We start from the raw sequence: 24,170 nt of genomic DNA, 5'->3' as shown, positions 1-24,170 counted from the left end.
CCGGGCAAAAGGGGGCGTGAAAAGACTGCTGGTCGCGGGAGAACGCTGGAGGGCGTGTTGGTGGCTGGTGGATGAACTGGGAAGGATCATTGGCGTGGTGGGGCTGAGGGAGGCCCTGCCAGTACACGTTTCTTCAGAAACTCTCATCCGCGCCCGGTCACCGGGTTGCGTCTCGAACAGCGTTCTATTGGGCCCAGTCGCCTTCGTCGTAGGGCCGTCCGCGGAAGTGGGCCCGGAGGTATTCCCCCACCACGGCAGCCCCCAGATCGCCGGCCTCGGGTGCGACGACGCGGCCGTCGATCCGGCGGGCCATCTTCTGGACGAACCGTTCCAGGCCCGGGTCGTCGCCCAGCCGGAAGAACGTGGCCTGCGCGCCGGCACGCCCCAGGCGGTCCAGCTCGGCCACCGTCACGCGGATGGTCTCCGCGTCCGGTGGATACGCGAACCATGAGTCGCCGTCGGCCAGCAGGTGCGCGGTGGGTTCTCCGTCCGTCACCACGAGGAGGACGGGCTGCATCGACGGGTGCTGGCGGAAGAACCGGCCGGCCAGCAGCAACCCGTGGTGCAGATTGGTGCCCTGCTCCCGCAGGGCCGGCAGGGCGGTTAGCTCGCCGATGTCCATGGACTGCGCGGAGCGGCCGAAAGTGATCAGCTGCAGCCGGTCGCCGCGGAACCGTGTGGAGACGAGGTGGTGCACGGCGAGCGCGGTGCGTTTCATCGGCAGCCAGCGACCCTCGGCGGCCATCGAAAAGGACACATCGACCAGCAGTGCGACCGCGGCCTGGGTGCGGGCCTCTATCTCCGTCACCTCGATGTCCCCAACATCCAGCCGCAACCCGCGGCGCGGATCGCCGCCGTCGGCAATGGTCCGGCGGATCGCGTTGGTGATGGTCCGGGTGACGTCCCACGGTTCGGCGTCGCCGAACTCCCACTGGCGGCTGGAGCCGGTCTGCTCCCCCGCCGCCCCGGCCACCCGCGTGTCCCGGCGCCCCTGCCGGCCGGAGAGCTGCTGGGCCGTGTCCCGCAGCAGCGACCTGCCAAGCCTGCGCATCGCCTGTGGTGAGAGCCGGAGATCGCCGTCGGCACCGCGCCGCAGGAAGCCGCCGTCGTGCATGGCCCGCTCGATCTCCGCGAGGGTGCGGGCCGTCACCGCGGCATCTTGCCCGAGCTGGCGGGCGAGGGCGTCCAGGTCCAGGTCGTCGAGGCGCGAGCCGTTGTAGGACTGGGAGAGCTGTTCGGCCAGCTCGTCCAGTTCGGCGAGATCCTGCAGCACACCGGTGCCGTCGCCTAGACCGAGCCCTTCCTCCCCCTCGAAGCGTTCGGAGCCGGTCCAGTCCTCGCCGGGGCGCAGGGCGCGCAGGCTGTCGTCGAGCTGGCCGAGCTGGGCCATGAGTTCGGGTGAGCCGAACGCCTGGGCGGAGAGCTGCATGAGCTCCTCGCGCTGCTCGGCGGACATGGATTGCAGGAGCCGCTGGGCGGCGGCGGCGCGCTGGGCCAGCGCGTCCACCAGTTCCTCAACGGACTGCGGGTTCTCCGGAAAGAAGTCGCCGTGCCGGGCCATGAACTCCCGGAAGTCCGCGTCGGTGTCCTCGCCGCGCCGGTGCTTGCCGAGCAGCTCGTTGAGGTCCTGCAGCATCTCGCTCACGGCCGCGCGGTCCTCATCGGTGGCGCTCTCGAGGGCCTGCTTCATGCCGGCGAACCGCTGGTCCAGGAGTTCGCGGCCCAGCAGGTCCTTGATCCGCTCGTAGGCTTCCCGGGCGGTGCTGGACTGCCAGTCGTAGGAGGCCAGTTCGTTGACCGCCGCTGCCGTGGATTTGGGCAGGTTCTGCAGCTGCATCTCCCGGAAGGCGCGGTCGGTGGTGTCCATCATCGCGTCGCGGGCCAGCTGCTTGCGCTCCTCCAGCACCGCGGTGTCAAGGAGCTTCTGCACTTCGTTGAGGGTGCCATCCAGCCGGTGGCGGCCCAGCAGGTCGCTGCGCCGCTGCTGCACGCGGCCGGCGAGATCGTCAAGCCCTTCCCGGCTGCGGCCGCCGCGGCGCAGGTACTCCTGCAGGGCGTGCCGGGGCGAGTAGCCGGCCATGACGTCCTCGGCAATGGCGTCCAGCGCCTCCGCCAGGTCCACCGGCGCGGCGAGCGGATCCGGTCCTCCCGTGTACCGGCCGTACCGGGACCGGTGGTGAGCGCTCATGGGCCCTCCTGTCCTTGGCCTTGGAACTGCCTGGCCTGGTACTGCTTACCCGTAGATCGTCGTCTCGTCGTCGGTCTCCTTGGAGATCCGCCGGGCGAGGTAGAGACCTTCCAGTGCCAGTTCGACGGCGGCGGCGCGCTGCCCGTCGTTGGTCGCGCCCAGCCGCTCACTGATCTGGTCGTAGAGGCGCGATCCGTTGAGGGACGGAAGGTTTTCGAGGAACTCCCGCGCGGTGACCAGCTCCCCGGTGGTCACCGAGGTGTGGCCGTCCAGCGCCGCCACGAGCGCACCCATATCGATGCCGTGGAAGTGCGCCCGCACGGCTTCCGCGGTGGCCATACGCAGGAGGTGGTCCAGGATGTCCTGTTCCCGCCCTTCCTCCCCCGATTCGAACTCAATCTTCCCGGCGAGGACTTCCACGGCGGCGTCCAGGTCGATGATCCGGGCGACCGCCTCGTCCTCCCCGCGCACACTGGCCCGGCGCAGGGCCGCCGCGGCGACGGTTTCGGCACCGGCGATAGCGAACCGCGCGGATACTCCGGAGGTCTGGTTGACCGCCGGGGACTGCCGAAGCGCCCGGGTGTAGCGGGCCAGGATCTCGAGGATGACGGGCGGGACGCCGGCCACCAGGTGGCCCTCCTGGCGGATGACGGCGACCTCGTCGTCGAGCTCGATCGGGTAATGGGTGCGGATCTCGGCGCCGAAGCGGTCCCGCAGGGGCGTGATGATCCGGCCGCGGTTGGTGTAGTCCTCCGGGTTGGCGGACGCGACCACGAGAACGTCGAGCGGCAGCCGCAGCACGTACCCGCGGATCTGGATGTCGCGTTCCTCCATCACGTTGAGCATCGAGACCTGGATCCGCTCGGCGAGGTCGGGCAGTTCGTTGATGGCGATGATGCCGCGGTTGGAACGCGGGACCAGGCCGTAGTGGATGGTTTCCGGGTCCCCGAGGCGGCGGCCCTCGGCCACCCGCATCGGGTCGACGTCGCCGATCAGGTCCGCGACGGAGGTGTCCGGCGTCGCGAGCTTCTCGACGTAGCGTTCCGAGCGGTGCCGCCACGCCACCCGCAGCCGGTCCCCCTCGGTGAGGACGCGGGCGCGGGAGTGCTCGATGATGGGTTCGTAGGGGTGTTCGTTCAGTTCCGAGTCCTCGATCACCGGCGACCACTCATCCAGCAGCCCGGCCAGGGTGCGGAGGAGACGGGTTTTGCCCTGACCGCGTTCGCCGAGCAGGACGACGTCGTGCCCGGCAAGCAGTGCGCGCTCGAGCTGGGGCAGCACGGTCCGGCTAAAGCCGAACATCCCGGGCCACGGGTCGCGGCCGGCGGCGAGCGCGGCGAGCAGGTTGTCGCGGATTTCGCGGCGCAGGTCCTTGTGCACGTGGCCGGAGGCACGCAGTTCACCAACAGTGAAGATATCGGGGCGATCACTCACCCCTCCACCGTAGACCTCGCCTCGGGACCATGGCACCCCCTAGGCTGAATCTGATGACTGCAGCAACGCCTGGACCTTCATTGGAGCCCCAACCGCAGGGCACGCTCCTCCTTCTGGTGCGCCACGGGGAGACGCCGACGACGGGAACGGTGCTGCCGGGGCGGGCTCCGGGACTGCATATTTCCGACCGCGGCCGGGCCCAGGCTGAACGGGTTTCTGAACGGCTCGCTGGTCTTCCGATCGACGCCCTCTATTCCTCCCCACTGGAGCGTGCCTGCGAGACGGCGGAGCCGACGGCGGCCCGCACGAGGCTTGACGTGAAGCACGACGACGGCCTGCTCGAGTGCGACTTCGGCGACTGGACGGGCGCCGCGATCGCCGACCTGGCGGCCCTGCCGGAATGGCAGACCGTACAGCACCGTCCTTCCGCATTCCGCTTCCCGGACGGCGAGAGCTTTCCGGAAATGCAGGCACGGATCGTCGGAGCGATAGAGGCACTATGCGCAGCGCACGCCGGGGGTGTCGTCGTCTGCTTTTCCCACGCCGACCCCATCAAGGCCGCCGTCGCCCATGCCCTGGGCACCCCGCTGGACCTCTTCCAGCGCATCGTCATCAGCCCAGGCTCGGTGTCGGCCATCTCGTTTGTGGAGGGCCAGGCACCCGCGGTGATGATGGTGAATTCGACCTCGGAACCGCTCAGCGGGCTGAGGGCGTCGTGAGACGGGGCAGCCGGTGTCCGGCCGGGAGCTGACGCTGCTCGCCGAGGGCCGCGTTGAACTGCTCGGACGCATTCCGCGCAGCAGCAACGAGACGTTCTTCGTCCAGGTTTCCTGCGGGGACGACGTCGCGTATGCGGTCTACAAGCCGGAGGCCGGGGAAAGGCCGCTGTCCGATTTCGCGCCCGGGCTCTTCCGGCGGGAACGCGCCGCCTACCTGCTCAGCGAGTCCCTGGCGTGGGGACTCGTGCCGCCGACAGTGATCCGTGAGGAGGCGCCCCTGGGGATCGGATCGTTGCAATGGTTCATCGAGTGCGACTTCCAGGAGCACTACTTCACGTTGTACGCAGACGCCCCCGAAACCCACCACGAGCTGGCGCGGATCGCACTGTTCGATTACGTCGCCAACAACACGGACAGAAAGAGCGGCCACGTGCTGCGCGGCGACGACGGACGGGTGTGGGGCATCGACCACGGGCTGTGCTTCTCGGCAAGCTTCAAGCTGCGCACCGTGATCTGGGACTTCGCCGGCGAACCCATCCCCGATGACCTGCTCCAGGGCATCGCCCCGCTCGCAGAGGCCGTGCCTCTCGAAGTCGTCGAGCTCCTGGACGACGAAGAGGTCAGCGCCCTGCAACACCGCGTCCAGCGACTGCTCCACGCGCGAGTGCTGCCGGTTGACCGCACCGGCATGCGCTACCCGTGGCCGCTCGTTTGATCGCATGCTCCTCCGCACGTCCGGTTCCGGTACGGCAGGCCTCGGAACGACGGGTCGTGGACAGGCGCACGCGGCGCGGTCCTTCGGTATGAGAAGCACACAGAGCACGTGTCCCCCTCTGAGAGGATGCAGTATCTGGCGGGTCAAGACCCGGTCGCACTCGAAAGATACTGAATCGCCAGAAATTGCATGCAGGAAAGAAAAAGGCATTTGCCATCGTGGAAGCGGCTAAGCGCTTCGCTGCCATCGGCGTGACCGAGCCTGCTCATCTGAGGCCCGACGACGCTGATCACAGGACCGAGTACACGGGGGTCTCAGGCCTCGGCCCCGTAACGTGGGAGTACTTCACCATGCTCCTCAGCCACGACGGCGTGAAGGCAGACACCTGGATCACTGAATTCGTGGGGCGCGCGGTCGGGCAGCGCGTGCATTCTGAATTTGCCGGTGCCCTGGTCAAGGAGGCTGCGAAGAGCCTCGACGAAGGGCCAAAGGAACTCGACGACGCCATTTGGAGCTACGCCAGCACCACAGGGCTGAAGGACATGCCGGAAATAACCTGAGCCACCGGGGGAGGAAAGCGGACGACGGCCGGACCTCTCTCCGGCGTCGTCTGCCTACCTTATGTGCCGCTCCCGCTACAGCGAGACTAGACCGACATAGCTCAGCCAGAACACTTCTTCGGGAGCAGTCAGATTCGCATAGATGTATGCAGCCCGCCCACCGCGGCGATTCCCCCGCTCGACGGCTCGAAAGGAACCCTGCGGGATTGAGTCCCGGCACCACCGGTCCTCAACGCTTCTTGAAAGCGTCCTTCACCTTTTCGGCCGCCTGCTTCAGGGCCGCCTTGACCTGGTCGCCCCTGCCTTCGTTCTTGAGGCGGTCGTCACCCGTTGCCTTGCCTGTGGCTTCTTTGGCCTTGCCGGTCAACTTTGTCGACGCATTCCGAATCTTGTCACCCAGACCCATGGTCTTCCTCCTTGGAGAACTGCTCGGCGGGCTGCCGAGGGATCACAAATTCATGCTATCCGCCGCCCGGCGCGACGGCCATCCTCCACCCCGCAGCGCCGTTACGGACGTGCACAAGGTGCCCGTTTCAGAGCTCTCGATAGTAGTACAGCATTGGGTCTGTCCGGTTGGGTTCGGTGTTGGTGAACCCACGTGCTTCATAGAAGCGGCGCGCATCTGTGTCCTCGCCATCGACATTGATCTCAATGAGGGCACCGCCCCGGTCGCGTACCAGGCCGATTGCCGCGTCCAGGAGTGCGCTGCCGAGGCGGTGACCGCGCAGCTCTGGACGGACGTAGAGCTCGTCGAGGATCGCGACCGGCCCTCGGTACCAGACGTTGGGCCGGAAACACAGCACAGCAACACCGCTCACCGGCTCGCCGATCAGCAGGACCACCACGTCGTCCCCCGCCAGGAGCTGCGTCAGCCGCGATTGAAGCTCGCGAACGTCCGGGGTCGGCGTCGAGAACTCAGTGTTGAAATTATGAAGCAACTGGGCGACGACAGCGGCGTCGGCCATCGTCGCCCGCCGCATAGATCCGCCGGAGGTCATGAACTCATCTTGAGCACCAGGCGACGCGGTGTCCACCCTGACCCCCGGAACGCGAGGATAAAGAGCCAAGCACGCTGCGCAGAACCTTCGTGGGGAGCGACTCCTTGAAACCCTTCATCCCGAAGGACTTGGTGTCGGTAATGAGGGCAGTGAGGTTTCCCGGGGCCCTGCCGGCGTGGTCTTGGTTAGAACTCTCTGTCGATTGTGCCGGTTTCGGTAGCTGGCGCGAGGGTGCAGGCGACGCCGGCTGTGCTGGTAACGGACGACGTCGGCGTCCACACCATCGCGGCTGCCGTGCTGGACGTTCGGATGCTGCCGCTGCCGCTCGTCGCGCTGCCCAGGGTCACGGTGACCACGGTGCGGGGAATGCCGGCCACGGTCACCGTGGCGGCTGTCATGGTCGCGTTGAAGGTGACGGCCCTCCGGTTCTGGGCGTAATTGCCTTTGGTGTTCACCGTCCCCAGGTTCACCGTACTGCCGGGGCGTTGGACGTCCAGGGTGTCCCCGCTGTTGCCTGTGCCCAGGATGTTGCCGTCGCGCAGCCGGAGGGTCACGGGTAGCGCGGCGCCGGTCCATCCCGGAGTGACGGAGGCCAGGTTGACCTGTTGGCTGTACGTGAAGCTCAGGGTGTCTCCGGCGTCAAGCCTGGCCTGGATGCCGGTGCTGTTGGCGGACTGGACGTCGGCGCCGCGCAGGGGGCTGTTGTCCACCCGGCGCCCGGCCACGATGGCGGAGATGGTTTCCTTGCCGGCTCCGTCGGTGAGGACCGCGCGGAGATCGTACTGCCCGTCGGCCACGGTCCGGGTGTCCCACGCACAGGAATAGGGTGCTGCGGCCAGGGTGCAGCGCGTGGCCCAGGTGCCGGTTCCGGACGGCGCCGTCTGGATCCGCACACTGCCCACGCCCGCTGTCGAGTTCGCGGCAGCGGTGAGCGTGGTGTTGCCCGTGAGGTAGGCGCCCGGATCCTCCATTGAAACCGAGGACACGGTGTTGTCCACCACCTTGTTGGTGACCGCGGCCGACGTCGTACTGAGGCCCGCCTCATCCGTGGCGATGGCCCGGACACTGTAGGAGGCGTTGGCCAGGGTGATGGTGTCGAACCGACAGGAATACGGCGCCACGAACACCGTGCAGAGAGGCGCCCATGCGGTGGTGCCGGAGCGGGCGTACTGCAGCTGCACCTGGGCGATGCCCGAGTGGGCGTCCGCGGCCGCGGCGGCAAACGTGCTGACGCCCCGCAGCGGGGTGCCTGGATCGTTCATGGTCACCGTGGGTGCCAGGTTGTCCACGAGCACGTCGGTGACAGTTTCCGAGAAGGTGGACATAGATCCGGAGACGGCGACGGCCCTGAGGTCGTAGTAGTCGTTGGCGAACGTGCCCGTGGCCCAGGTGCAGTTGTACGGGGCGGTCAGGTTCTGGCACAGGGTGTTCCACTTGCTGGTCCCGGCCAGGGAATACTCCACACGAACGGCGTAGACGGTACTGCCCGGGCTGTAGAGCGTGGCGCTGAGGTTGACGGTGCCGGACTGGGTTTCGCCGGGATCGTTGAGGGCCACCGCGAAGCTGTTGGCCACCGTGGTCTGCACTGCGGCGGAGGTGCTGGTGAGACCCGAGTTGTCAGTGGCCGCGGCCCGGAGGCTGTACGCGCCGTCCGGCAAGCCCCGGGTGTTCCACACGCACGAATAGGGCGGGGCCGCCGCCGTGCACAGCGTGGTCCAGGCGCCGTTGGGCGGCTGGTACTGGATGGCGACATTCCGGATGCCCGTTTCGGCGTCGCTCGCTTCTGCGGTCAGCGTCACGCTGGCCCGCACTGTGGTCGCGGGGCTGGCCAGGCTAACCGCCGGCGGTGTCCAGTCCGCCGCCGCGCCGAACGTGTTTGCGGCGTTCGCGGTGGCGGCCGTGAACGCGGCTGAGGAAAACGCTGTGGATGTTGCGATGACCAGCACGGCCAGGGCTGCCACGATGCCGACGGCGGCACCCGCCTTCCAGCGCTGCGAGGTGGGGGCAGGCGGGGTAGCGCCGCCGTCTTCGTCCTCGTCCCCGTCCTCGTCCTCGTCTTCGGCGGTGCGGACGAAGAATACGGCCACGACGACGGCGAGCAGCGTCAGCACGCTCCACCACGCCAGCGCGGGAAGGTTGCCGCTGTTCAGCCAGAGGCCAGGGAGCCCCACAGCGGGGACCAGGAGTCGGGCCTGGCCGGTGATCTGACCGCGCTCCAGCGGGGTACTGTCCACCTCGGAGTTGGCATCCCCGGCCGTGACGAAAGTGCCGTCCGGGTTTTCGGCAACAATCCGGTGCAGACGGGTCTTTTCCACCCCGCCCGGCTCCGCCTCGGCCGGGCTGGTGAACTCCACCACACCTCCCACCGGAATATTTTGGGCAGTGCCGAACTCGGCCGCGAGCACCACGTCGCCGGCGCTAATGTGCGGTTCCATGGAGCCGCTCTGCACCACGGTGCCGTGCCAGCCCAGCAGGGCAGGCAGCACCGCAATCAGGGCAAGGCTTAACAGGACGCCCAGATACAGCCGCGAAGCGAAGGACGCCAGGAACAGCGCCCAGCCGTCAGCGGAAAACAGCGGACCCCACCAGGAGGGCACCCGGGCGGACCCGGGCTCCTCCCGGTTCACGGACGTTTATCTCCGAAGCCTCCCGGCTACGGGACTACCGGGGAATCGTCCGACTGGAGCTCCCATGCCAGGTCGATGCCCACACGGGCTCCCTGCAGGGCATTGATGTCGTCCTGGCTCAGGCCGGTGGTGTCAAAGCGCCAGGTGCCGCGGTAGCTCTGGGTTTCGCCCGGCGTTCCCGCCGTCTGCCAGGATGCGCCGCCGGTAGCAAAGTCACGATTGACCGAGGCGAGCGTGGAGATGGGCAGTTCGGGGACGTTGTTGGCGGTGGGCGTAAACCCGGTGCAGTCATTGAAGGAGCCACCAGACCCCTGCTCCAGATCGAAGTAGATCCTGTTCTCCAGGCCCTTGGAGCTGATCAGGTTCTGCGTGTAAGCGCGGACCTCGCCGGGGACGTTGGACTGGGACGTGACCACGATGCACTTTTGGCCAGTCTGGCCGGGGACGATGTTCTCCACCGTGAACGCGGCCGCGCCCAGGTCATCATCGGTGAGGACAACGTTGCCGGTGCTCCAGGAGCTGCCGGCGTTGCGGGTGGAGGCAGTGAAGGCCGCCTGGGATCCTTGCCAGACCATGCCGCCGGCGATCAGGACAGCCAGCGGAGCGGCCGCAAAAAGGGCGATCTTACGGGTGCGAGCAGAAGGATTATTCATGATTGAGACCTTGTCTTGGAACCGATGATGAGTTGATTGCCCGGTTCACCCAACGGACCCTCCCAGGTATCCGCCAGCCCCCAAGCTCTGACCCTCCCAAGGTACGGTAATGTCATGTTACTTGACAGTAGCTGTCACACTCTCGACAAGCCTGCAATAGCCAGTGCCCCACGACACTTCTGCCGGCGTTGTCGGTGATGTGGATATCTGAAACGATCCGGGCCCAAGGTGGCAGGGCCCGCTGGTTGCGACGTTGGCTGACCAGGAGACCTAACGTCACACAGCGCGACGGCCTCCGCATCCGGATCAGCAACGCCCTACCCTTGACACGTGACTTTCACTACGATCCGCACCGCCGCCGCGAGCTCCCTCGCCGCTGCCGGTCTCCTGTTTACCCTCGCCGCCTGTTCCACGCCGGCCGCCACCCAGCCAACCACCTCCGCGCCGGCGTCTACGGCAACGGCTTCATCCAGCGCCGCCTCCGAGCCCTGCGCAGGGGTGAAGGTCATCGTCGATTCTGGCGCCCTGAAGCAGGCTGCCGCTGATTCCTCCGTTTGCGTGACCGTGGACGGGCCGACTCCCGCTTCCAAGGTGCTGGACGAGGCAAAGGTGAAAACCGAGGGCACTGCGCAATATCCCAACGAGCTGGTGTGCCGTGTGAACGGTGTGCCGGCACCAGACCTCGACATCACCCACAAGGGCGGCACGTACCGGGAAGAATGCAGCAAGATGCCCGCCGCCTTCGCCTACTGGGCTCTCTGGGTAAAGCCGGCCTCCGGTGACTGGGCGTACGCGCAGGAGGGCCTCGCCACCCTGCAGGTGAGCCTGGGCGAGAGCCTGGAACTGCTCTACACGGTCGACGGCGCACCGGCCGCACCCGCGGCATGACTTTTCGGCCCGCGCCGCTACGCGCGGCGGCGGCTCTCGCCGTCGTGTTCATCGCGGCGCGGGTCATCTACCGCATCCTCTTCAACGGGGCGGGCATTGGCGAGCCGGTCCTGCTCGACCTGCCGGCGGTCCGGCTGCCTGCCCCGTTCGCCCATGTGGTCCTCCTTGGTCCGGTCACGGCACCTGGCCTGTGGCAGGCGGTCCTCTCCGCCCTGCCGATTGCCGGGATGTTCCTCGCTTTCGGCCTGCTCAACGCCTGGGTGGACGTGGCCCGCGGCTTCGTGCATCTAGCCCGCGGCGGCGCCATGCAGGGCCTGGCCCGGACGCTCGTGGTGGCATGGGCGGCGCTTCCGGCGCTTGCCGACGCCGTGACCTCCGTCCGCCTGGCGTTCCGGTTGCGGGGCGAACGCTTCGGGCCCCGCGCCCTGGTGCCCGTGCTCGAGCGCACCCTCGAGCACGCGGGCCGGGTCGCCGCCGTCCTGGAGATGCGTGGCTTCGGCAGCCGGCCAGCCCACCAGCCCGGCCAAGGTACCGAAGCCCCGGTTCTCGTCCGGGACGCACACTTCCGCATCGGCGACGGGCAGGTCCGCGTCGCCGGCTTCACGCCGTCGAGCGGGTCCATAACCGTCATTACCGGACCAACGGGCTCCGGTAAATCCACCATCCTGCGGGGTATTGCCGGCCTCCTCTCCCACGTAGACGGTGGGGAGATCTCCGGCACCGTGTGCGTCGCCGGGACGGACCGTGCCGCCACGCCGCCGCGCGACACCGCCCGTCTCATCGGCGTCGTATTGCAGAATCCCCGCGCAGCTTTCGCCAGCACCCGGGTCCGGGACGAAATCTCCCTCGCACTTGAGCTGCGCGGCATGGCATCCGGGACCGCCAAGGTCCGGGTGCTGGAGGTCGCGGAGCGTATCGGAGTGTCGGCGCTGCTGGACCGGAATGTCAGCACCCTCTCGGCGGGTGAGGCAACGCTCGTAGCCATCGCCGCCGCGGTGGTGGAGCATCCGGCCCTGCTCCTGGTTGATGAGCCCCTGGCGGACCTCGACACCGCAGCTCGGCGGCACGTCATCGCCGTCCTCAACGATCTCGCCCGCGATGACGGTGTCTGCGTCATCGTGGCGGAGCACCGGGCTGCGCAGCTCGTACCGGTTGCCGATTCGTGGTGGATCATCGACGACGGCGCCCTGGTGCCGGGTGCCGCGCCATCCGCGCCTTCATCCCCTGCCGTTGCCCGTCCAACGCCGGCGGAGCCAGCGAAGCCAGCGCCGGTGCTGACTGCGGCAAATCTCGCGGTGTACCGCAAGGGCAAGCCACTCGTTCGCGAGGCCTCCCTGACCCTGCACCGCGGTGAGGTGGTGGCCCTGGTGGGTCCGAACGGCGCCGGGAAGTCGTCCCTCCTGGTGGCGCTCGCCCTCGGTGAGGGCACCCGCGGTGAAGGAACCGTCGACGGCGGCACGGTCGACGGCGGCCGGGTCGCCCTCGTGCCGGACGCCTCGGACGACCTCTTCACGAGGGATACGGTGGCGGGAGAGCTCCGCGCAGCAGAGCGGCGCCAGGCGCGTGCCGATCGCCGCTCAGACCGCCGCAATGACCAGCTTCCTCCAAGGCCCGCGGCGTCACACCTGGCCCGTCTGCGGGGAGACGTCCGTATTCCCATTGGGCACGAGCATCCCCGGGACCTCTCGGCAGGAGAGCGCCGGATCCTTGCCATCGCGCTGCAGACCATGGATGACCCCCAGGTACTCCTGATCGATGAGCCCACCCGAGGACTCGATCCTGCGGCGCGCTCAGCAGTTTCGGCAGCGTTGCGGGCGGCAGCGGACTCCGGCGCGGCGGTCTTGATCGCCACGCACGACCTCGACTTTGCCCACGGCCTGGGCGCCCGGATCCTCCCGATGCGTGACGGCGTCGCGCCCTCTTCCGCGGCCGATGTCCCTGAATCGACCCATCCGCTTCCCCGGCAGGTAACTGCTGGACCGAGGCCACGGGTCATTGAACAAACAGACACCCAGAGCCCGGCAAGGCAGCGCCGCATCCGGATGCCGCGGGGCGTCGAGCTCGCAGTTCTGGCAGCGGCAAACGTTCTGGCCCTGGCGGCGTTCTGCTGGCCGCTGCTCGCCGCGGCCTTCCCGGAGGATGCCGCCGCGGCCCTCCCCTACGCGGCGCTGGCCATTGCGCCGCTCGCCGTCATCGCCATCGTTGTGTCCCTCGACGGTTCCGTCCGCTCCGCACACACGGTGGCGTTGCTCGGCGTCCTGGCCGCAGTAGGTTCCGCGGTGCGGGTGGCAAGCACCGGCGTCGGGGGCGTGGAGGCAGTGTTTATCCTGCTGATCCTGGCCGGACGGGCCTTTGGTCCCCGTTTCGGCATGCTCCTCGGCGCCGCCACCATCGCCCTCTCCAGCGCCCTATGGGGTGGCATCGGGCCCTGGACGCCGTTCCAGATCTTCGCCTGTGCGTGGGTGGGCGCGGGGGCCGGCCTGCTTCCCCGCCGGGTGCGGGGACGAGCCGAACTATGGATGCTGGGCGGCTACGGCGTCCTGGCGTCCTACGTGTTCGGGCTGCTGACCAACCTGTGGTTCTGGCCCTTCGCGGTGGGCGCCGGCACCGGCATCTCCTACGTGCCCGGCGCGCCTCTGGGCATAAACCTCAGCAGCTTCCTGCTCTACTCGCTGGTGACGTCGACGGCGGGGTGGGACACGTTGCGAGCCATCACCACGGTCATCGGAATCGCTGTGGTGGGGCGCGCCATTCTCGCCGCACTCCGGCGGGTGAAGCCGGTCTCCAGCGTGGGCGGACACGCGGGCGGGCAGGCTGCGGAGGCCCCACCCGCCCAGTCCAGGGACCGGCTGCAACTCACACCTTGAAGTACTTCGCCTCCGGGTGGTGGAACACGAACGCGTCGGTGGACTGTTCGGGGTGCAGCATCAGCTCATCGCTCAGGACCACGCCCATCCGCTCGGGCTTCAGCAGTTCCGTCACCTTGCGGCGGTCCTCCATGGCCGGGCAGGCGGGGTATCCGAGCGAGAACCGCGCACCGCGGTAGTCGAGTTTGAACAGGCCGGCCTTGTCCTTCGGCTCCTCGGCCGCGAATCCCAGCTCCGAACGGATGCGCGCATGCCAGAATTCCGCGAGCGCCTCCGTGAGCTGCATGACCAGGCCGTTGAGCTCGTAGTAGTCGCGGTAATGGTTGCCTTTGAACAGCTCGCCAGTCACCTCGTCGATCTTGGAGCCGGCGGTGACCAGCTGCACCGGCAGCACGTCGATCTGTCCCGATTCGCGCGAGCGGACGAAGTCGGCCAGGCACAGGTGCCGGTCGCGGCGCTGGCGCGGGAAGTTGAAGCGCAGCCGCTCGGTGCCGATCGGGCCGCCTGAGCCGCCGTCGGGGGCGAGCAGTCCCGCGGTGCCGAGGACGCCGTCGCGATCCTCCCCGTGGTGCAGCACCACCACCTGCTCCCCCTCGGAGACCACCGGGAAGTAGCCGTACGCGACGGACGCGTCGAGCATTCCCTCGCCGAGGATGCGGTCCAGCCAGTACCGCAGCCGCGGCCGGCCCTCGCGTTCCACCAGTTCCTCATAGGAGGCGCCGTCCTCGCCGCGGCCGGGCTTGAGCCCCCACTGCCCCATGAAGGTGGCGCGTTCGTCCAGGAAAGTAGCGTAGTCGTGGAGTGCGACGCCGCGCACGATGCGCGTGCCCCAGAACGGCGGCGACGGCACGTGATTGTCGGCGGCGACGTCGGAGCGGCCGGGCATCGCCTCCGGCTCGGTCACCGTGAACTTCGGGCCGCCTTTATGGATCCGCTTTTTCAGCGGCGGAAGGCCGACGGCGGCCGGGTCGGCGCCGCGGGCCACCTGCACCAGCGGTTCCATCAGTGCCAGCCCCTCAAAGGCGTCCTTGGCGTACCTGACGGTTCCTTCAAACTGCTCCGCCAGGTCCTGCTCCACGTAGGCGCGGGTCAGGGCTGCGCCGCCGAGGATGATGGGCCACTTTTTCGCGAGCCCCCGGGACTGCAGTTCGGCGAGGTTCTCTTTCATCACCACGGTGGATTTTACGAGCAGGCCGGACATGCCGATCACGTCCGCGTCGTGCTCCTCGGCCGCGGCCATGATCTCGGCGATGCCCTGCTTGATGCCGATGTTGATGACTTTGTAGCCGTTGTTGGTGAGGATGATGTCCACCAGGTTTTTGCCGATGTCGTGCACGTCGCCGCGCACGGTGGCGATCACCATGGTGCCCTTGCCCGAGGAATCCGATTTCTCCATGTGCGGCTCGAGCAGAGCCACCGCGGTCTTCATCACCTCGGCGGACTGCAGCACGAACGGGAGCTGCATCTCGCCGGCTCCGAAGCGCTCGCCCACCACCTTCATGCCCTCGAGCAGCTGGTCGTTGATGATGGCGAGCGGGGTCATGCCTTCTGCGCGTGCGAGGTCGAGGTCCTCTTCGAGGCCCTTGCCCTCGCCGTCGATGATGCGCCGCGCCAGGCGTTCGCCGGTGGGCAGCGCCGCAAGTTCCGCCGCGCGCTGGTCCTTCAGCGCTGCGGTGTCGACGCCGGCGAACAGGTCCAGCATGCTGTTCAGGGGGTCGTACGTAACGTTGCCGTCGGCGTCGTATTCGCGGCGGTCCCAGACGAGGTCCAGGGCCACCTTGCGCTGCTCCTCCGGCAGGGACGCGAGCGGCACGATCTTGGCCGCGTCGATGATGCCGCTGGACAGGCCCGCCTGCACGGCCTCGTGCAGGAACACCGAGTTCAGGGCCATGCGCGCTGCCGGGTTCAGGCCGAAGGACACGTTGGAGACCCCGAGCGTGGTGTGGATGCCGGGGTACTTCGCGGTGATCTGGCGGATGGCCTCGATCGTTTCGATGCCGTCCCGGCGGGTTTCTTCCTGGCCGGTGGCGATGGGGAAGGTCAGGCAGTCGACGATGATGTCCTCCACGCGCATCCCCCATTCACCCACCAGGGAATCGATCAGGCGCGAGGCGATGGCCACCTTGCCCTCGGTGGTGCGTGCCTGGCCCTGTTCGTCGATGGTCAGGGCGATCACGGCGGTGCCGTGTTCCTTCACGAGCGGCATGATGCGCCCGAAGCGGCTGTCCGGGCCGTCGCCGTCCTCGTAGTTGACGGAGTTGATCACGGGGCGTCCGCCGATGTGTTCGAGCCCGGCCTGCAGCACCTGCGGTTCGGTGGAGTCGATGACGAGCGGGAGCGTGGAGGCCGACGCGAAACGCGAGACGATCTCCTTCATGTCGGCCACGCCGTCGCGCCCCACGTAGTCAATGCAGACGTCGAGCAGGTGCGCGCCGACGCGGACCTGCCCGCGGGCGATGTCGACGCAGTCGTCCCAGCGCTCTTCGAGCATGGCCTGGCGGAACGCTTTCGAACCGTTCGCGTTGGTGCGCTCGCCAATGGCGAGGTACGCGGACTCCTGGTCGAAATTCACATGATGGTAGAGGGACGCGATGCCGGCTTCACGCTCGGCAGGAACGCGGCTGCCGTCGGCGCCCCTCCCGCCGCTGGTGACGGCGGCAGTGCGCAAGGGCGCAAGTCGCTCGACGACGGCGGCCATGTGCGCCGGCGTCGTACCGCAGCAGCCGCCCACCAGGCCCAGGCCGAATTCGCGCACGAACTGCTCGTGCGCGGTGGCGAGTTGGCTGGGCGAGAGCGGATAGTGCGCGCCGTTGGCACCAAGGACGGGCAGGCCGGCGTTGGGCATGCAGGCGATCGCCACGGAGGACTGCTTGGCCAGGTGGCGCAGGTGCTCGCTCATCTCATCCGGCCCGGTGGCGCAGTTCAGGCCGATGGCGTCGACGCCGAGCGGCTCGAGCGCGGTGAGCGCGGCGCCGATCTCGGAGCCCATCAGCATGGTTCCGGTGGTTTCGACGGTCACTTCGACGAAGATGGGGAGCCGGATGCCGCGGGCCACGATGGCCTGCTTGCAGCCGTTGACCGCGGCTTTGGTCTGCAGGAGGTCCTGGCTGGTTTCGATGAGGAAGGCGTCCGCTCCCCCGTCGATGAGGCCCTCGGCCTGCAGGGCGAAGGTCTGCTTGAGGTAGTCGTAGCTGGTGTGCCCGAGGCTGGGGAGCTTGGTGCCCGGACCCATCGAGCCCAGGACCCAGCGCATGCGTCCGTCTGTTTTTTCTGCCGCTTCGGCGCGGTCCCGGGCGATCTCCGCACCCTTCTGGGCGAGCTCTTCAATCCGGTCGTCGATGCCGTAGTCGGAGAGGTTTGACCAGTTCGCGCCGAAGGTGTTGGTTTCGACCGCGTCGATTCCCACCGCGAAGTACGCGTCATGAATGTCCGCGAGGACATCGGGACGCGTGGCATTGAGGATCTCGTTACAGCCTTCCAGCCCGAGGAAATCGTCCTCGAGAGACAGTTCCCGATCCTGCAACATGGTGCCCATCGCCCCATCGGCAATCACGACCCGATGGTTCACGGCATCCAGCAGTTCCTGCGAACGGACGGGTCGGGGCACGGACTCAATATCAAGCGCAAAACGAGGCATCTAGACAGGTTACGGGTGGGGGCGGCAACGTTGCGCTGTGTGTCCATGTACTACGACGGCGGGAGGTTGCCGTCCTTAGAATCTTCCCTAGCGAAAAACGTCCTGGACCGTCAGCGGTGGCTCACCAGGCAGAATCTCCGGCTTGCCATCACGACCTGGATCGAAAGGACCTACCACCGCAGGCGACGGCAAAGACGGCTGGGAAAACTCACGCCAATCGAATATGAAACAATCAACCGAACCGCGCTCACGGCGGCCTAAGACCCCGAGTCAACTAAAGCCCGGGCAGTCCCCTTTGTGGTTGAATAGTTCTAGCTTTCATAGACCCGCTTGGGCCGATGGGGAGTGTTGTAGCCGTAGCGCTAATCCTAATCTCTCTCGGGATTTCAATGATTCAATCAATCCGAGATGACGAGAAAGGGGGGACGCCTATGACCAGTTGCGTTGCTTGGCTTTCCATTTTGTCCGGAAATGTCGGCGCTGGCATGGCTGCAACGCTCCTCCTAGGGCATCATATTCCCTTAACTTCAACGGGCACAAAATGAACCACAGCGTCCTTTTATCTCGAAAGATGCCCGTCCGTCATGTAGCCCGCGAGGGTTTTCGGCTGAGAACCAACCCGGACAGATCTTCATGTGAAGATGAAGGAAATGCCTGACGAGTCTTAGGACGTACAAATTGACCGAGAAACGCAAAGACCAGCCGAAGCAGTCCTTGGTCAAGGTCGTCTATTTTGACGAGCAGTCTGCCTCGGATTACCTCGACATCTCCGCCGGCGGGCAGAGCAGACCTACTGGACCCAACCAGGGCCACGGCCGAGATGTTGTATGTGTACGACGTACTCCTCGCGGGGGTCGAGCATGTCCAGTGACACGAAAGTCACCATCTATTACGGGCCGCTATCCTGGTTCCACAAGCAGCTAGGCAATGAAGAGCGAGAGAGCCTGCTCGAGCTCGCTTATGCGCGTGATGAGCTCTCTCGACAGCACAGGATGGTCTTAGATGGGCATGAGGAAGCAGCCTCAGACGATCAAAACGCGCAGGACCGTCCCAATCGAGTGGCAGCCGAGTCGAGCGACTATGCCAGCCTGAACGAACACGTAATCTCAAACTTCGCCGGTCTGATCCGCTCGATCCACCCTGAGCGTCTGCATCTTCACAACCCTCCCGCTCAGGTGCAAGCTCAGGTTCAAAGGGCGATGCCCGCGACAACCGTTCAACACTTCGATTACCCCCTATTCACGCGAGAGACGCTCGCTAAGGTGCAAAAGGGGTTCGCAGAACACCTGGTGGGGCAGCGCAACGTTAAGGATCGGCTGCTGGCCGCGCTATATCCGCTGACTAGACCAGGAAGAACCAAGCCAGTAGTGCTCATGTTCTACGGCCCCTCGGGTGTCGGCAAGACGGAGACTGCCCAATTCGTCAACAGTCTGCTCGGCGGCGCTTTGCTGCGGAAACAATTTTCCATGTTCCACAGCGAGAAGTTCGCGTCCTACCTGTTTGGTGGAAAGCACTCCGAGCCGTCCCTCGCTCACGACCTCCTGGATCGCGAGTCCGGGGTGATTTTGATTGATGAGTTCGATAAGGCCAATCCGGTCTTCCACAGCGCCTTCTACGAGCTCTTCGACGGAGGCTTCTTTGAGGACAAGAACTACAACGTGCGGCTCGGCCCGTCTCTGATCATTTGCACTTCTAACTACGGCTCCGACAGTGAAGTCCAGGAAACGCTCGGAGAAGCGCTGTATTCCCGATTTGATGCGGTTATTCGGTTTGAGCGGCTCTCCCCCGATGAGATCATTCAGGTCATTGACCGACTCGTCGAGGATCGCTTTGCGAGACTAACGGAGGACGAACGGCTGCTTCTTGATCATGAGGACATCAAGCAGCGCATGTATCCTCTCGCCAAGACTTCTGGGAACGTTCGTAAGCTCGGTAAAACGGTCGATGAGTTGATCTCACTTCTCCTGGTTCAATCAGTATTTTCTGACAACCACTCTTCGACTGAGAGCTGACCTAATCTCCGGGGCGCTCACCGGGCTTTCTGGGGGGGGGAACAGCGCTCAAGCCATTTTTTCTTAGAATGGGCTACGCAGCATGGTTACTAGGCGACGCCCAGGCTCCTAGAGCGTCGCAGGAGATGGGGTTTGGGATGGCAATGCAACGGTTCATGCTTATAAAGCTAGAGAATCCGCTCACGGACGACGAGACGGCGGAGAGTAGGCGTTCAGCTGTGCGGCCGGATTTGGATGAACACTTCTTCCATGTGAACCCGGCCCACCATTTCGAAAGCCGGCTTTGGAGCATCATTTCTCTAGCTGACGTTCCGGCGAAGGATGTCCACGTTGCCAGTGACGATCCGAAATCAGTCTTTAGCCGATTCCGGCGTCTGCTTGCGGAAATGCCGTTCTCGGAAGTTGAGGACCCGGATGACGACGTGTCCCGGGAAGCGCTAGCAGCGCTCGAGGCCCATTCGCTAATGCACCACGTTATGGAGACTGCGCTCCGGCTCTACGTCATGCTCAGCGACCTAGAAGTAGGCCAGTCGCCGTGGATTCCGCTAGCGGAGCTCCCGGCGAATTTCCGCTTTCGGGAAAAGGTGAAATCCCTTCTCACCGGTGCCCACGCAGCCGAAACCGCTGTGAAGGTGGCGATGCCGCACTACGGTCAATTGGTCACCACCCTTGGAAAAGAACAAGCTTTAGCGCACGCCCGTTTCGTGTCCCAGTGGCTGATGTTCTTTGCCGAACTCTTCAACCAAGAGGGCTACAACGCGGCCCAGAGCCACAACCAGATGAAACACGGCATGGCAGCCATCGCCCGCGATGACATCAAAATGACGCTAGTTCATGACCTCGTCGACCCGTCTGCACCTACAGCTGCTGAGCTTAACTGTGGATACGATCTGATCAATGCTGTATCCATTACTTATCTCTCCAAAGTCAAGGTCGAGGGTAAGGGCGGGGCTCATGGTTGGAGTCTCAGGACTGACAATGCCGATCCGTCACTCTGCCTCGCCATCGCCCAAGCAGGGATCTGTGTGGTGCGTTCCCTATGGCAGGTCAGTCGTATGATCGCTCAGCCGGGATCCGCGCAGGAATACGAATACAACGGCAGTCCACTTCCGCAAGTGGTCTTCGAACGATCGAGCTCCGGATTTCAGTCGATTTTGAGAGAGTTGATCCCGCCGAGGATTGGCCCCGTCCCACCGAAGTGAAACCCATGGCCTTTTCGGCGAGTTCGTCCGTTCTTGCTTAGGCATTGGAGTATACGGGGGTAAGCCAGCGCTCGTATTCTGTGTCGGTGGAATCGGCTGCATACAGCTCGCTTCGTTTCGGGACCCTTCCTCGTACCCGGTCCCACAAACCGTGCTCTCTATACACGATGGTGACGGTTTCGATGCTGGTCGAGGGATGAACGGAGATCAGGTCTGTGTCTCCCCTTCGATATACCTTCATCGGGAATCCGGCTGGATTCGCGGCGTCGAACTGAAGGCCTGAACAACCCTGGCCGTACTCAAACCTGCGAATCTGCGCTGGCTTCCGGTGGATACGCTCAAGCAGCCACAGCCCTCCTCCGACCGCTGTGAACTTCCATGGCGATTCCATTCCAACCTGGCGCCAGTCGAGGTAGGCAACAGTCAGAGCTGCCACGGCAATTGCTGTTCCAAAAATGCTCACAATAAGCGCCCAAAGCGCAAGTGTGTCCCCCATCGAGGTCATCGCTATTTGTCTCCCTGGTTGTGCGCCGGCCCCAAAAGACCGGCGAGGACTGGTCTTAAAGGAGACAGGGCCGACTCACGTCGACCCTGTCTGGTTCCCCTCTGCAAAGGAAATCTGTGGTTCAGCTTAGCTGAAATCGTTTGTGGTGCTGCCACGGGCCGGGACCTCGTTGTTCCCAGGCCCGCGGGCGGTGGCCCGCCGGTCGCGTCGTCGCGGTACTGGCGGTCCGTCGCTGGTGAGTGGCTGCTGTGGTTCGCCCCGCTCGGCCGAGGCAACCCCGGACTGCAGCAGGTTCGCCATCGACCCCAGCTGGGCCAGCGGCTGGGTGAACTGCCGCGAGTACTGGATGAACGCCTGCACGTCCCCCAACTGCATCGCCCCGGCGGCCACCTGGAGCCCGCCCACCACGGCGATCCCCACGGGGGGCGGCATCACCCCTAACCTGCTGGATGATGCCGCCACGCGGTTTCCCTTCGCAGGGATTAGCTATTACCGGGCTGGATCCCGTCCTCGTTCCAGGGGTAGCCCGTCGCCAAGGGGGCACCGTCGTCGTGCTGCGAGAGCCACTCGACGGCAACGTCGTGATAGCGGTGGAAGCCCTTGTAGTCGACAAGCTCATGGTCAATCGATGCAAGCGCCCGATGCACTCGCTTTGCCCAGTCCGGAGCGTACTGCACCAGTTCAGCCAAGCTGACGAGGTAAGTGCGGACCGGGAACACGATGGCGTTGGACCGTGGCAGACGGTGCAGGGGCTGCAGTTCGATGCGCAGGTACACCATCTCTCCTGCGTTCTCAGCGGTGACCTTCGTCCGGTCCGGCGCCCAGTCCGGGAGCGTCTCCACTGAGGTCTCCAGACGCGGGTGGACGGTAAGGGACCAGTTGACCCGCCGGACCGGGTGGCCGGGCTTCATCCGAAGCAGGAACTTGAGCGCTCTGTCCAGGATGCCCGTCTCGTGCAGCTTGGGCACCGGACCGTGGAACTCGAAAAAGCTCATGCCCATGTTGAACTGCAGGGAGTAGTCGGCCCTCTGCGTGGTCATCCCGGCACCGATTACCAGCGTGTTGTCCTTCTCCTCGAGAACGACAAATTCGCCCTGCGCCTGGCGCGTGGCATATTCCATCGGATCCATCGGCAAGGTTGCCGGGTCGCCGAAGGTGAACGAATCATCGATCCCAAGAAGACGGTTCTGCCACCGCCACTCATTCCCGTTCTTGGTGAGGGTGAAGTGCTCCGGGAAATCTCTGGCATAAGACTCAAAGATGAGCTCCAGCAGGTCCCATTGCGCCTCCAGCATGTGCGGCAAGGCAATGTAGTTGACGCCCGGCATTTCTTCCAGCATCTGGGCCCGGTGGGCGCATTCGGACACATAGTGTTCGTCAACATCGAACGCGGCTCTAAGCGCCCCGGCGCCGGCGGGAACGTGGGGTTCGAGATTCATCGAGTACGCGTAATCGTCGTCCGGGAACGGGAACGGAAGACGGCGGACTGCCTCGCGGGAGTTCCGGAATTGGTACTCGCCTTCCGGTGTGTATGTCTCATCCGGGGTAAATCCGGCTGAGGTGAATGTCGCTGTCATAGGGGAAATCTCCTTAGGCATCAATTATGAGTTTTGTGCAGGTGGCCCGCGAAACGCAGGGCATGATGAGCTTGTTCGTGCATCGATCAGATTCCGACAGCCAGTCGTCCCGGTGATCAATGGTGCCCTCAAGCTCCAAGACCTCGATCTCGCACTCACCGCATGCGCCTCCCCGGCAGAGATAGGGCAACTTGTGGCCTGCCTCTTCGGCTGCCTCCAGCAACGACTGCTCGGGAGAAACCTCGACCACCGCTCCGGACCGTGCCAGGGTGACAGTGAAGGGACTGCCGGTTGACCCGACGTCATCGAACCTTTCGTAGTGAATGTGCGACTCGGTCCATCCCAGGGCATGAGCCGACCCGATGACGTCGTCCACCATTCGTGCCGGTCCGCAGACGTAGGCATGGGTGCCGAGCGGCCGTCCGGCCAGGATCTCCGACACGTTCAACCGGGGCCCGTCGCCAACGCCGTAAAGCGTGACTTTTTCGCCGTAGAGTTCCTCAAGTTCACGGCCGAGGGCGGCATGCTCGGAACCTCGAACGGCAAGGTGGAGTTCGAAGGACCCTCCCTTGACGCTGAGTTCTTCCAATTGCGCGTAAATAGGGGTAACTCCGACGCCACCGGCGATGAAGAGGTGGTGCCGGGCGTGCTTGGAAACTGGGAAGAGGTTCGCGGGCGTCGTAACGGACAGGACATCGCCCTCGCGGACGTTCTCGTGCATGGTGATCGAGCCACGCTTGCCATCCTCGACGCGACGGACGGCGATTTGATACTGGCTTGTGTCGTAGGGCGAACTCATCAGCGAATACGCGTTGCGGCGGGTGCCCCCGTCGGACTCAATCAGGACTCTGACGTGGCTGCCTCCTGAAAAGGGAGGAAGCCAAGATCCGTCTGCGGCGGAAAATGTAAATCGATTTATTTCCGGGGTGACTGATTCAATGCGGTCGACTTTCAGCCGCAGGGCTCCGTGCTGCGCCTCACTCATGTATCCAACTCCTCGTTTTCGGGCAGTTCCCCGGGAACTTCGCCATCTGCTTTTACTCCCTGGAATGCAGCGAGCCTTCCGGAGTAGTGATCGCGAACGATCAGATTGCGTTCACAGCCGGGGCATTGGAATATCCGCCGGGTCACGTTCTCCGAGTAGTGGCTGCAGTGCGCGCACCACACACGTCTGACGAAGGAACCCGCGTGCTCACGCAGCACCTCGTCCCGGTTCACGCCATAGGACGTTGCTACCTGCATTGATGTGCCGATGAACCCCTCCGAACCGGATATGTACAGGCGGGTTCCCATCCTCGTTGTGGCGAGGAATGCGTCGAGTCCCTTGACGGCGTCGGCGTTGCTCTGGAACACGATGAGATCGCGTACGTTGAATTTTTCGATGTCCGCCAGACAGTTCTGGCCCGTGAATGACTCGGTTGAATACAGCACGCTGGTCGCAGCCAGTTGATCTGAGTCCATCTCTCCAAGCAGGCGCACCAGAGGCCCTCCGCCGCTGCCTTGCGCAGCGGCGACGTGGCTAAGGCCGGTCGCCATCGGTGTGAGCTCGTCGTAAACCGGACGGCTCTTGATGCCAGTGATAAGCATG

At 65.2% G+C, this 24,170-nt stretch carries 19 protein-coding genes and 1 pseudogene; 8 read left to right on the top strand and 12 right to left on the bottom strand.

Annotated elements, in window-relative coordinates:
- Nucleotides 1-184: 184 nt before the first annotated feature.
- Nucleotides 185-2,188 carry a vWA domain-containing protein gene (locus AC50YC_RS17690; protein WP_494954602.1) on the bottom strand — a complete coding sequence of 668 codons (2,004 nt, stop codon included), beginning with the start codon at nucleotides 2,186-2,188 and terminating at the stop codon, nucleotides 185-187.
- A gap of 45 nt (nucleotides 2,189-2,233) precedes the next feature.
- Entirely contained in the window at nucleotides 2,234-3,622 is a 1,389-nt protein-coding gene (locus AC50YC_RS17685) for a sigma 54-interacting transcriptional regulator (protein WP_494954601.1), read from the bottom strand.
- Nucleotides 3,623-3,675: 53 nt separating this feature from the next.
- Between AC50YC_RS17685 and AC50YC_RS17680 the strand changes: the two genes are divergently transcribed.
- The 3 genes from AC50YC_RS17680 to AC50YC_RS17670 all read left to right on the top strand — a co-directional run bounded on the left by AC50YC_RS17680 (nucleotide 3,676) and on the right by AC50YC_RS17670 (nucleotide 5,616).
- Complete coding sequence (locus tag AC50YC_RS17680; protein WP_494954600.1) at nucleotides 3,676-4,341, top strand: MSMEG_4193 family putative phosphomutase; 666 nt, start codon at nucleotides 3,676-3,678, stop codon at nucleotides 4,339-4,341.
- 13 nt (nucleotides 4,342-4,354) lie between these two features.
- Nucleotides 4,355-5,056, top strand: a complete 702-nt coding sequence (locus tag AC50YC_RS17675) for an SCO1664 family protein (RefSeq protein ID WP_494954599.1) — start codon at nucleotides 4,355-4,357, stop codon at nucleotides 5,054-5,056.
- A gap of 167 nt (nucleotides 5,057-5,223) precedes the next feature.
- Complete coding sequence (locus AC50YC_RS17670) at nucleotides 5,224-5,616, top strand: DUF8548 family protein (protein ID WP_494954653.1); 393 nt, start codon at nucleotides 5,224-5,226, stop codon at nucleotides 5,614-5,616.
- 229 nt (nucleotides 5,617-5,845) lie between these two features.
- On the opposite strand, the gene AC50YC_RS17665 is transcribed toward AC50YC_RS17670, so the two are convergent.
- The 4 genes from AC50YC_RS17665 to AC50YC_RS17650 all read right to left on the bottom strand — a co-directional run bounded on the left by AC50YC_RS17665 (nucleotide 5,846) and on the right by AC50YC_RS17650 (nucleotide 9,894).
- Nucleotides 5,846-6,022, bottom strand: a complete 177-nt coding sequence (locus AC50YC_RS17665; RefSeq protein WP_494954598.1) for a CsbD family protein — start codon at nucleotides 6,020-6,022, stop codon at nucleotides 5,846-5,848.
- Nucleotides 6,023-6,149: 127 nt separating this feature from the next.
- Complete coding sequence (locus AC50YC_RS17660; RefSeq protein WP_494954597.1) at nucleotides 6,150-6,614, bottom strand: GNAT family N-acetyltransferase; 465 nt, start codon at nucleotides 6,612-6,614, stop codon at nucleotides 6,150-6,152.
- Between the two features lie 185 nt (nucleotides 6,615-6,799).
- On the bottom strand, nucleotides 6,800-9,241 hold the full coding sequence (locus tag AC50YC_RS17655) for an Ig-like domain-containing protein (protein ID WP_494954596.1): 2,442 nt from the start codon (nucleotides 9,239-9,241) through the stop codon (nucleotides 6,800-6,802).
- A gap of 26 nt (nucleotides 9,242-9,267) precedes the next feature.
- Nucleotides 9,268-9,894 carry a hypothetical protein gene (locus tag AC50YC_RS17650; protein ID WP_494954595.1) on the bottom strand — a complete coding sequence of 209 codons (627 nt, stop codon included), beginning with the start codon at nucleotides 9,892-9,894 and terminating at the stop codon, nucleotides 9,268-9,270.
- 330 nt (nucleotides 9,895-10,224) lie between these two features.
- On the opposite strand from AC50YC_RS17650, the gene AC50YC_RS17645 reads away from it, so the two are divergent.
- Nucleotides 10,225-10,782 carry a hypothetical protein gene (locus AC50YC_RS17645; protein ID WP_494954594.1) on the top strand — a complete coding sequence of 186 codons (558 nt, stop codon included), beginning with the start codon at nucleotides 10,225-10,227 and terminating at the stop codon, nucleotides 10,780-10,782.
- Entirely contained in the window at nucleotides 10,779-13,649 is a 2,871-nt protein-coding gene (locus tag AC50YC_RS17640; RefSeq protein WP_494954593.1) for an ATP-binding cassette domain-containing protein, read from the top strand. The genes AC50YC_RS17645 and AC50YC_RS17640 overlap by 4 nt, the downstream gene beginning before the upstream one ends.
- Here AC50YC_RS17640 and metH read toward each other — a convergent pair.
- Nucleotides 13,639-17,286 (bottom strand): methionine synthase, encoded by a 3,648-nt coding sequence (metH, locus tag AC50YC_RS17635; RefSeq protein WP_494954592.1) that lies wholly within the window; start codon nucleotides 17,284-17,286, stop codon nucleotides 13,639-13,641. The genes AC50YC_RS17640 and metH overlap by 11 nt on opposite strands.
- A gap of 78 nt (nucleotides 17,287-17,364) precedes the next feature.
- Between metH and AC50YC_RS17630 the strand changes: the two are divergent.
- The 3 genes and pseudogenes from AC50YC_RS17630 to AC50YC_RS17620 all read left to right on the top strand — a co-directional run.
- Nucleotides 17,365-17,547: pseudogene (locus tag AC50YC_RS17630) on the top strand (IS3 family transposase); the annotation flags it as partial.
- A 599-nt stretch (nucleotides 17,548-18,146) separates the two neighbouring features.
- Nucleotides 18,147-19,298 carry an AAA family ATPase gene (locus AC50YC_RS17625; protein ID WP_494954591.1) on the top strand — a complete coding sequence of 384 codons (1,152 nt, stop codon included), beginning with the start codon at nucleotides 18,147-18,149 and terminating at the stop codon, nucleotides 19,296-19,298.
- Between the two features lie 137 nt (nucleotides 19,299-19,435).
- On the top strand, nucleotides 19,436-20,500 hold the full coding sequence (locus AC50YC_RS17620; RefSeq protein WP_494954590.1) for a hypothetical protein: 1,065 nt from the start codon (nucleotides 19,436-19,438) through the stop codon (nucleotides 20,498-20,500).
- A 37-nt stretch (nucleotides 20,501-20,537) separates the two neighbouring features.
- Here the strand turns inward: AC50YC_RS17620 and AC50YC_RS17615 are convergent, their stop codons facing one another.
- From AC50YC_RS17615 to AC50YC_RS17595, 5 genes are all read right to left on the bottom strand, one after another.
- Nucleotides 20,538-21,005: a hypothetical protein gene (locus AC50YC_RS17615; protein ID WP_494954589.1), complete on the bottom strand. Its 468-nt coding sequence runs from the start codon at nucleotides 21,003-21,005 to the stop codon at nucleotides 20,538-20,540.
- 126 nt (nucleotides 21,006-21,131) lie between these two features.
- Nucleotides 21,132-21,437: a hypothetical protein gene (locus AC50YC_RS17610; protein ID WP_494954654.1), complete on the bottom strand. Its 306-nt coding sequence runs from the start codon at nucleotides 21,435-21,437 to the stop codon at nucleotides 21,132-21,134.
- 50 nt (nucleotides 21,438-21,487) lie between these two features.
- Nucleotides 21,488-22,582 (bottom strand): heme-dependent oxidative N-demethylase family protein, encoded by a 1,095-nt coding sequence (locus AC50YC_RS17605; RefSeq protein WP_494954588.1) that lies wholly within the window; start codon nucleotides 22,580-22,582, stop codon nucleotides 21,488-21,490.
- 13 nt (nucleotides 22,583-22,595) lie between these two features.
- Nucleotides 22,596-23,567 carry a PDR/VanB family oxidoreductase gene (locus AC50YC_RS17600; RefSeq protein ID WP_494954587.1) on the bottom strand — a complete coding sequence of 324 codons (972 nt, stop codon included), beginning with the start codon at nucleotides 23,565-23,567 and terminating at the stop codon, nucleotides 22,596-22,598.
- Nucleotides 23,564-24,169, bottom strand: coding sequence for a dimethylamine monooxygenase subunit DmmA family protein (locus AC50YC_RS17595; protein ID WP_494954586.1), 606 nt, complete (start codon nucleotides 24,167-24,169; stop codon nucleotides 23,564-23,566). Before AC50YC_RS17595 ends, AC50YC_RS17600 begins: the two co-directional genes overlap by 4 nt.
- Nucleotide 24,170: the final 1 nt, after the last annotated feature.

Source organism: Pseudarthrobacter sp. MDT1-56 (assembly GCF_059383555.1).
This window is presented reverse-complemented; position numbering and strand designations above follow the sequence as displayed.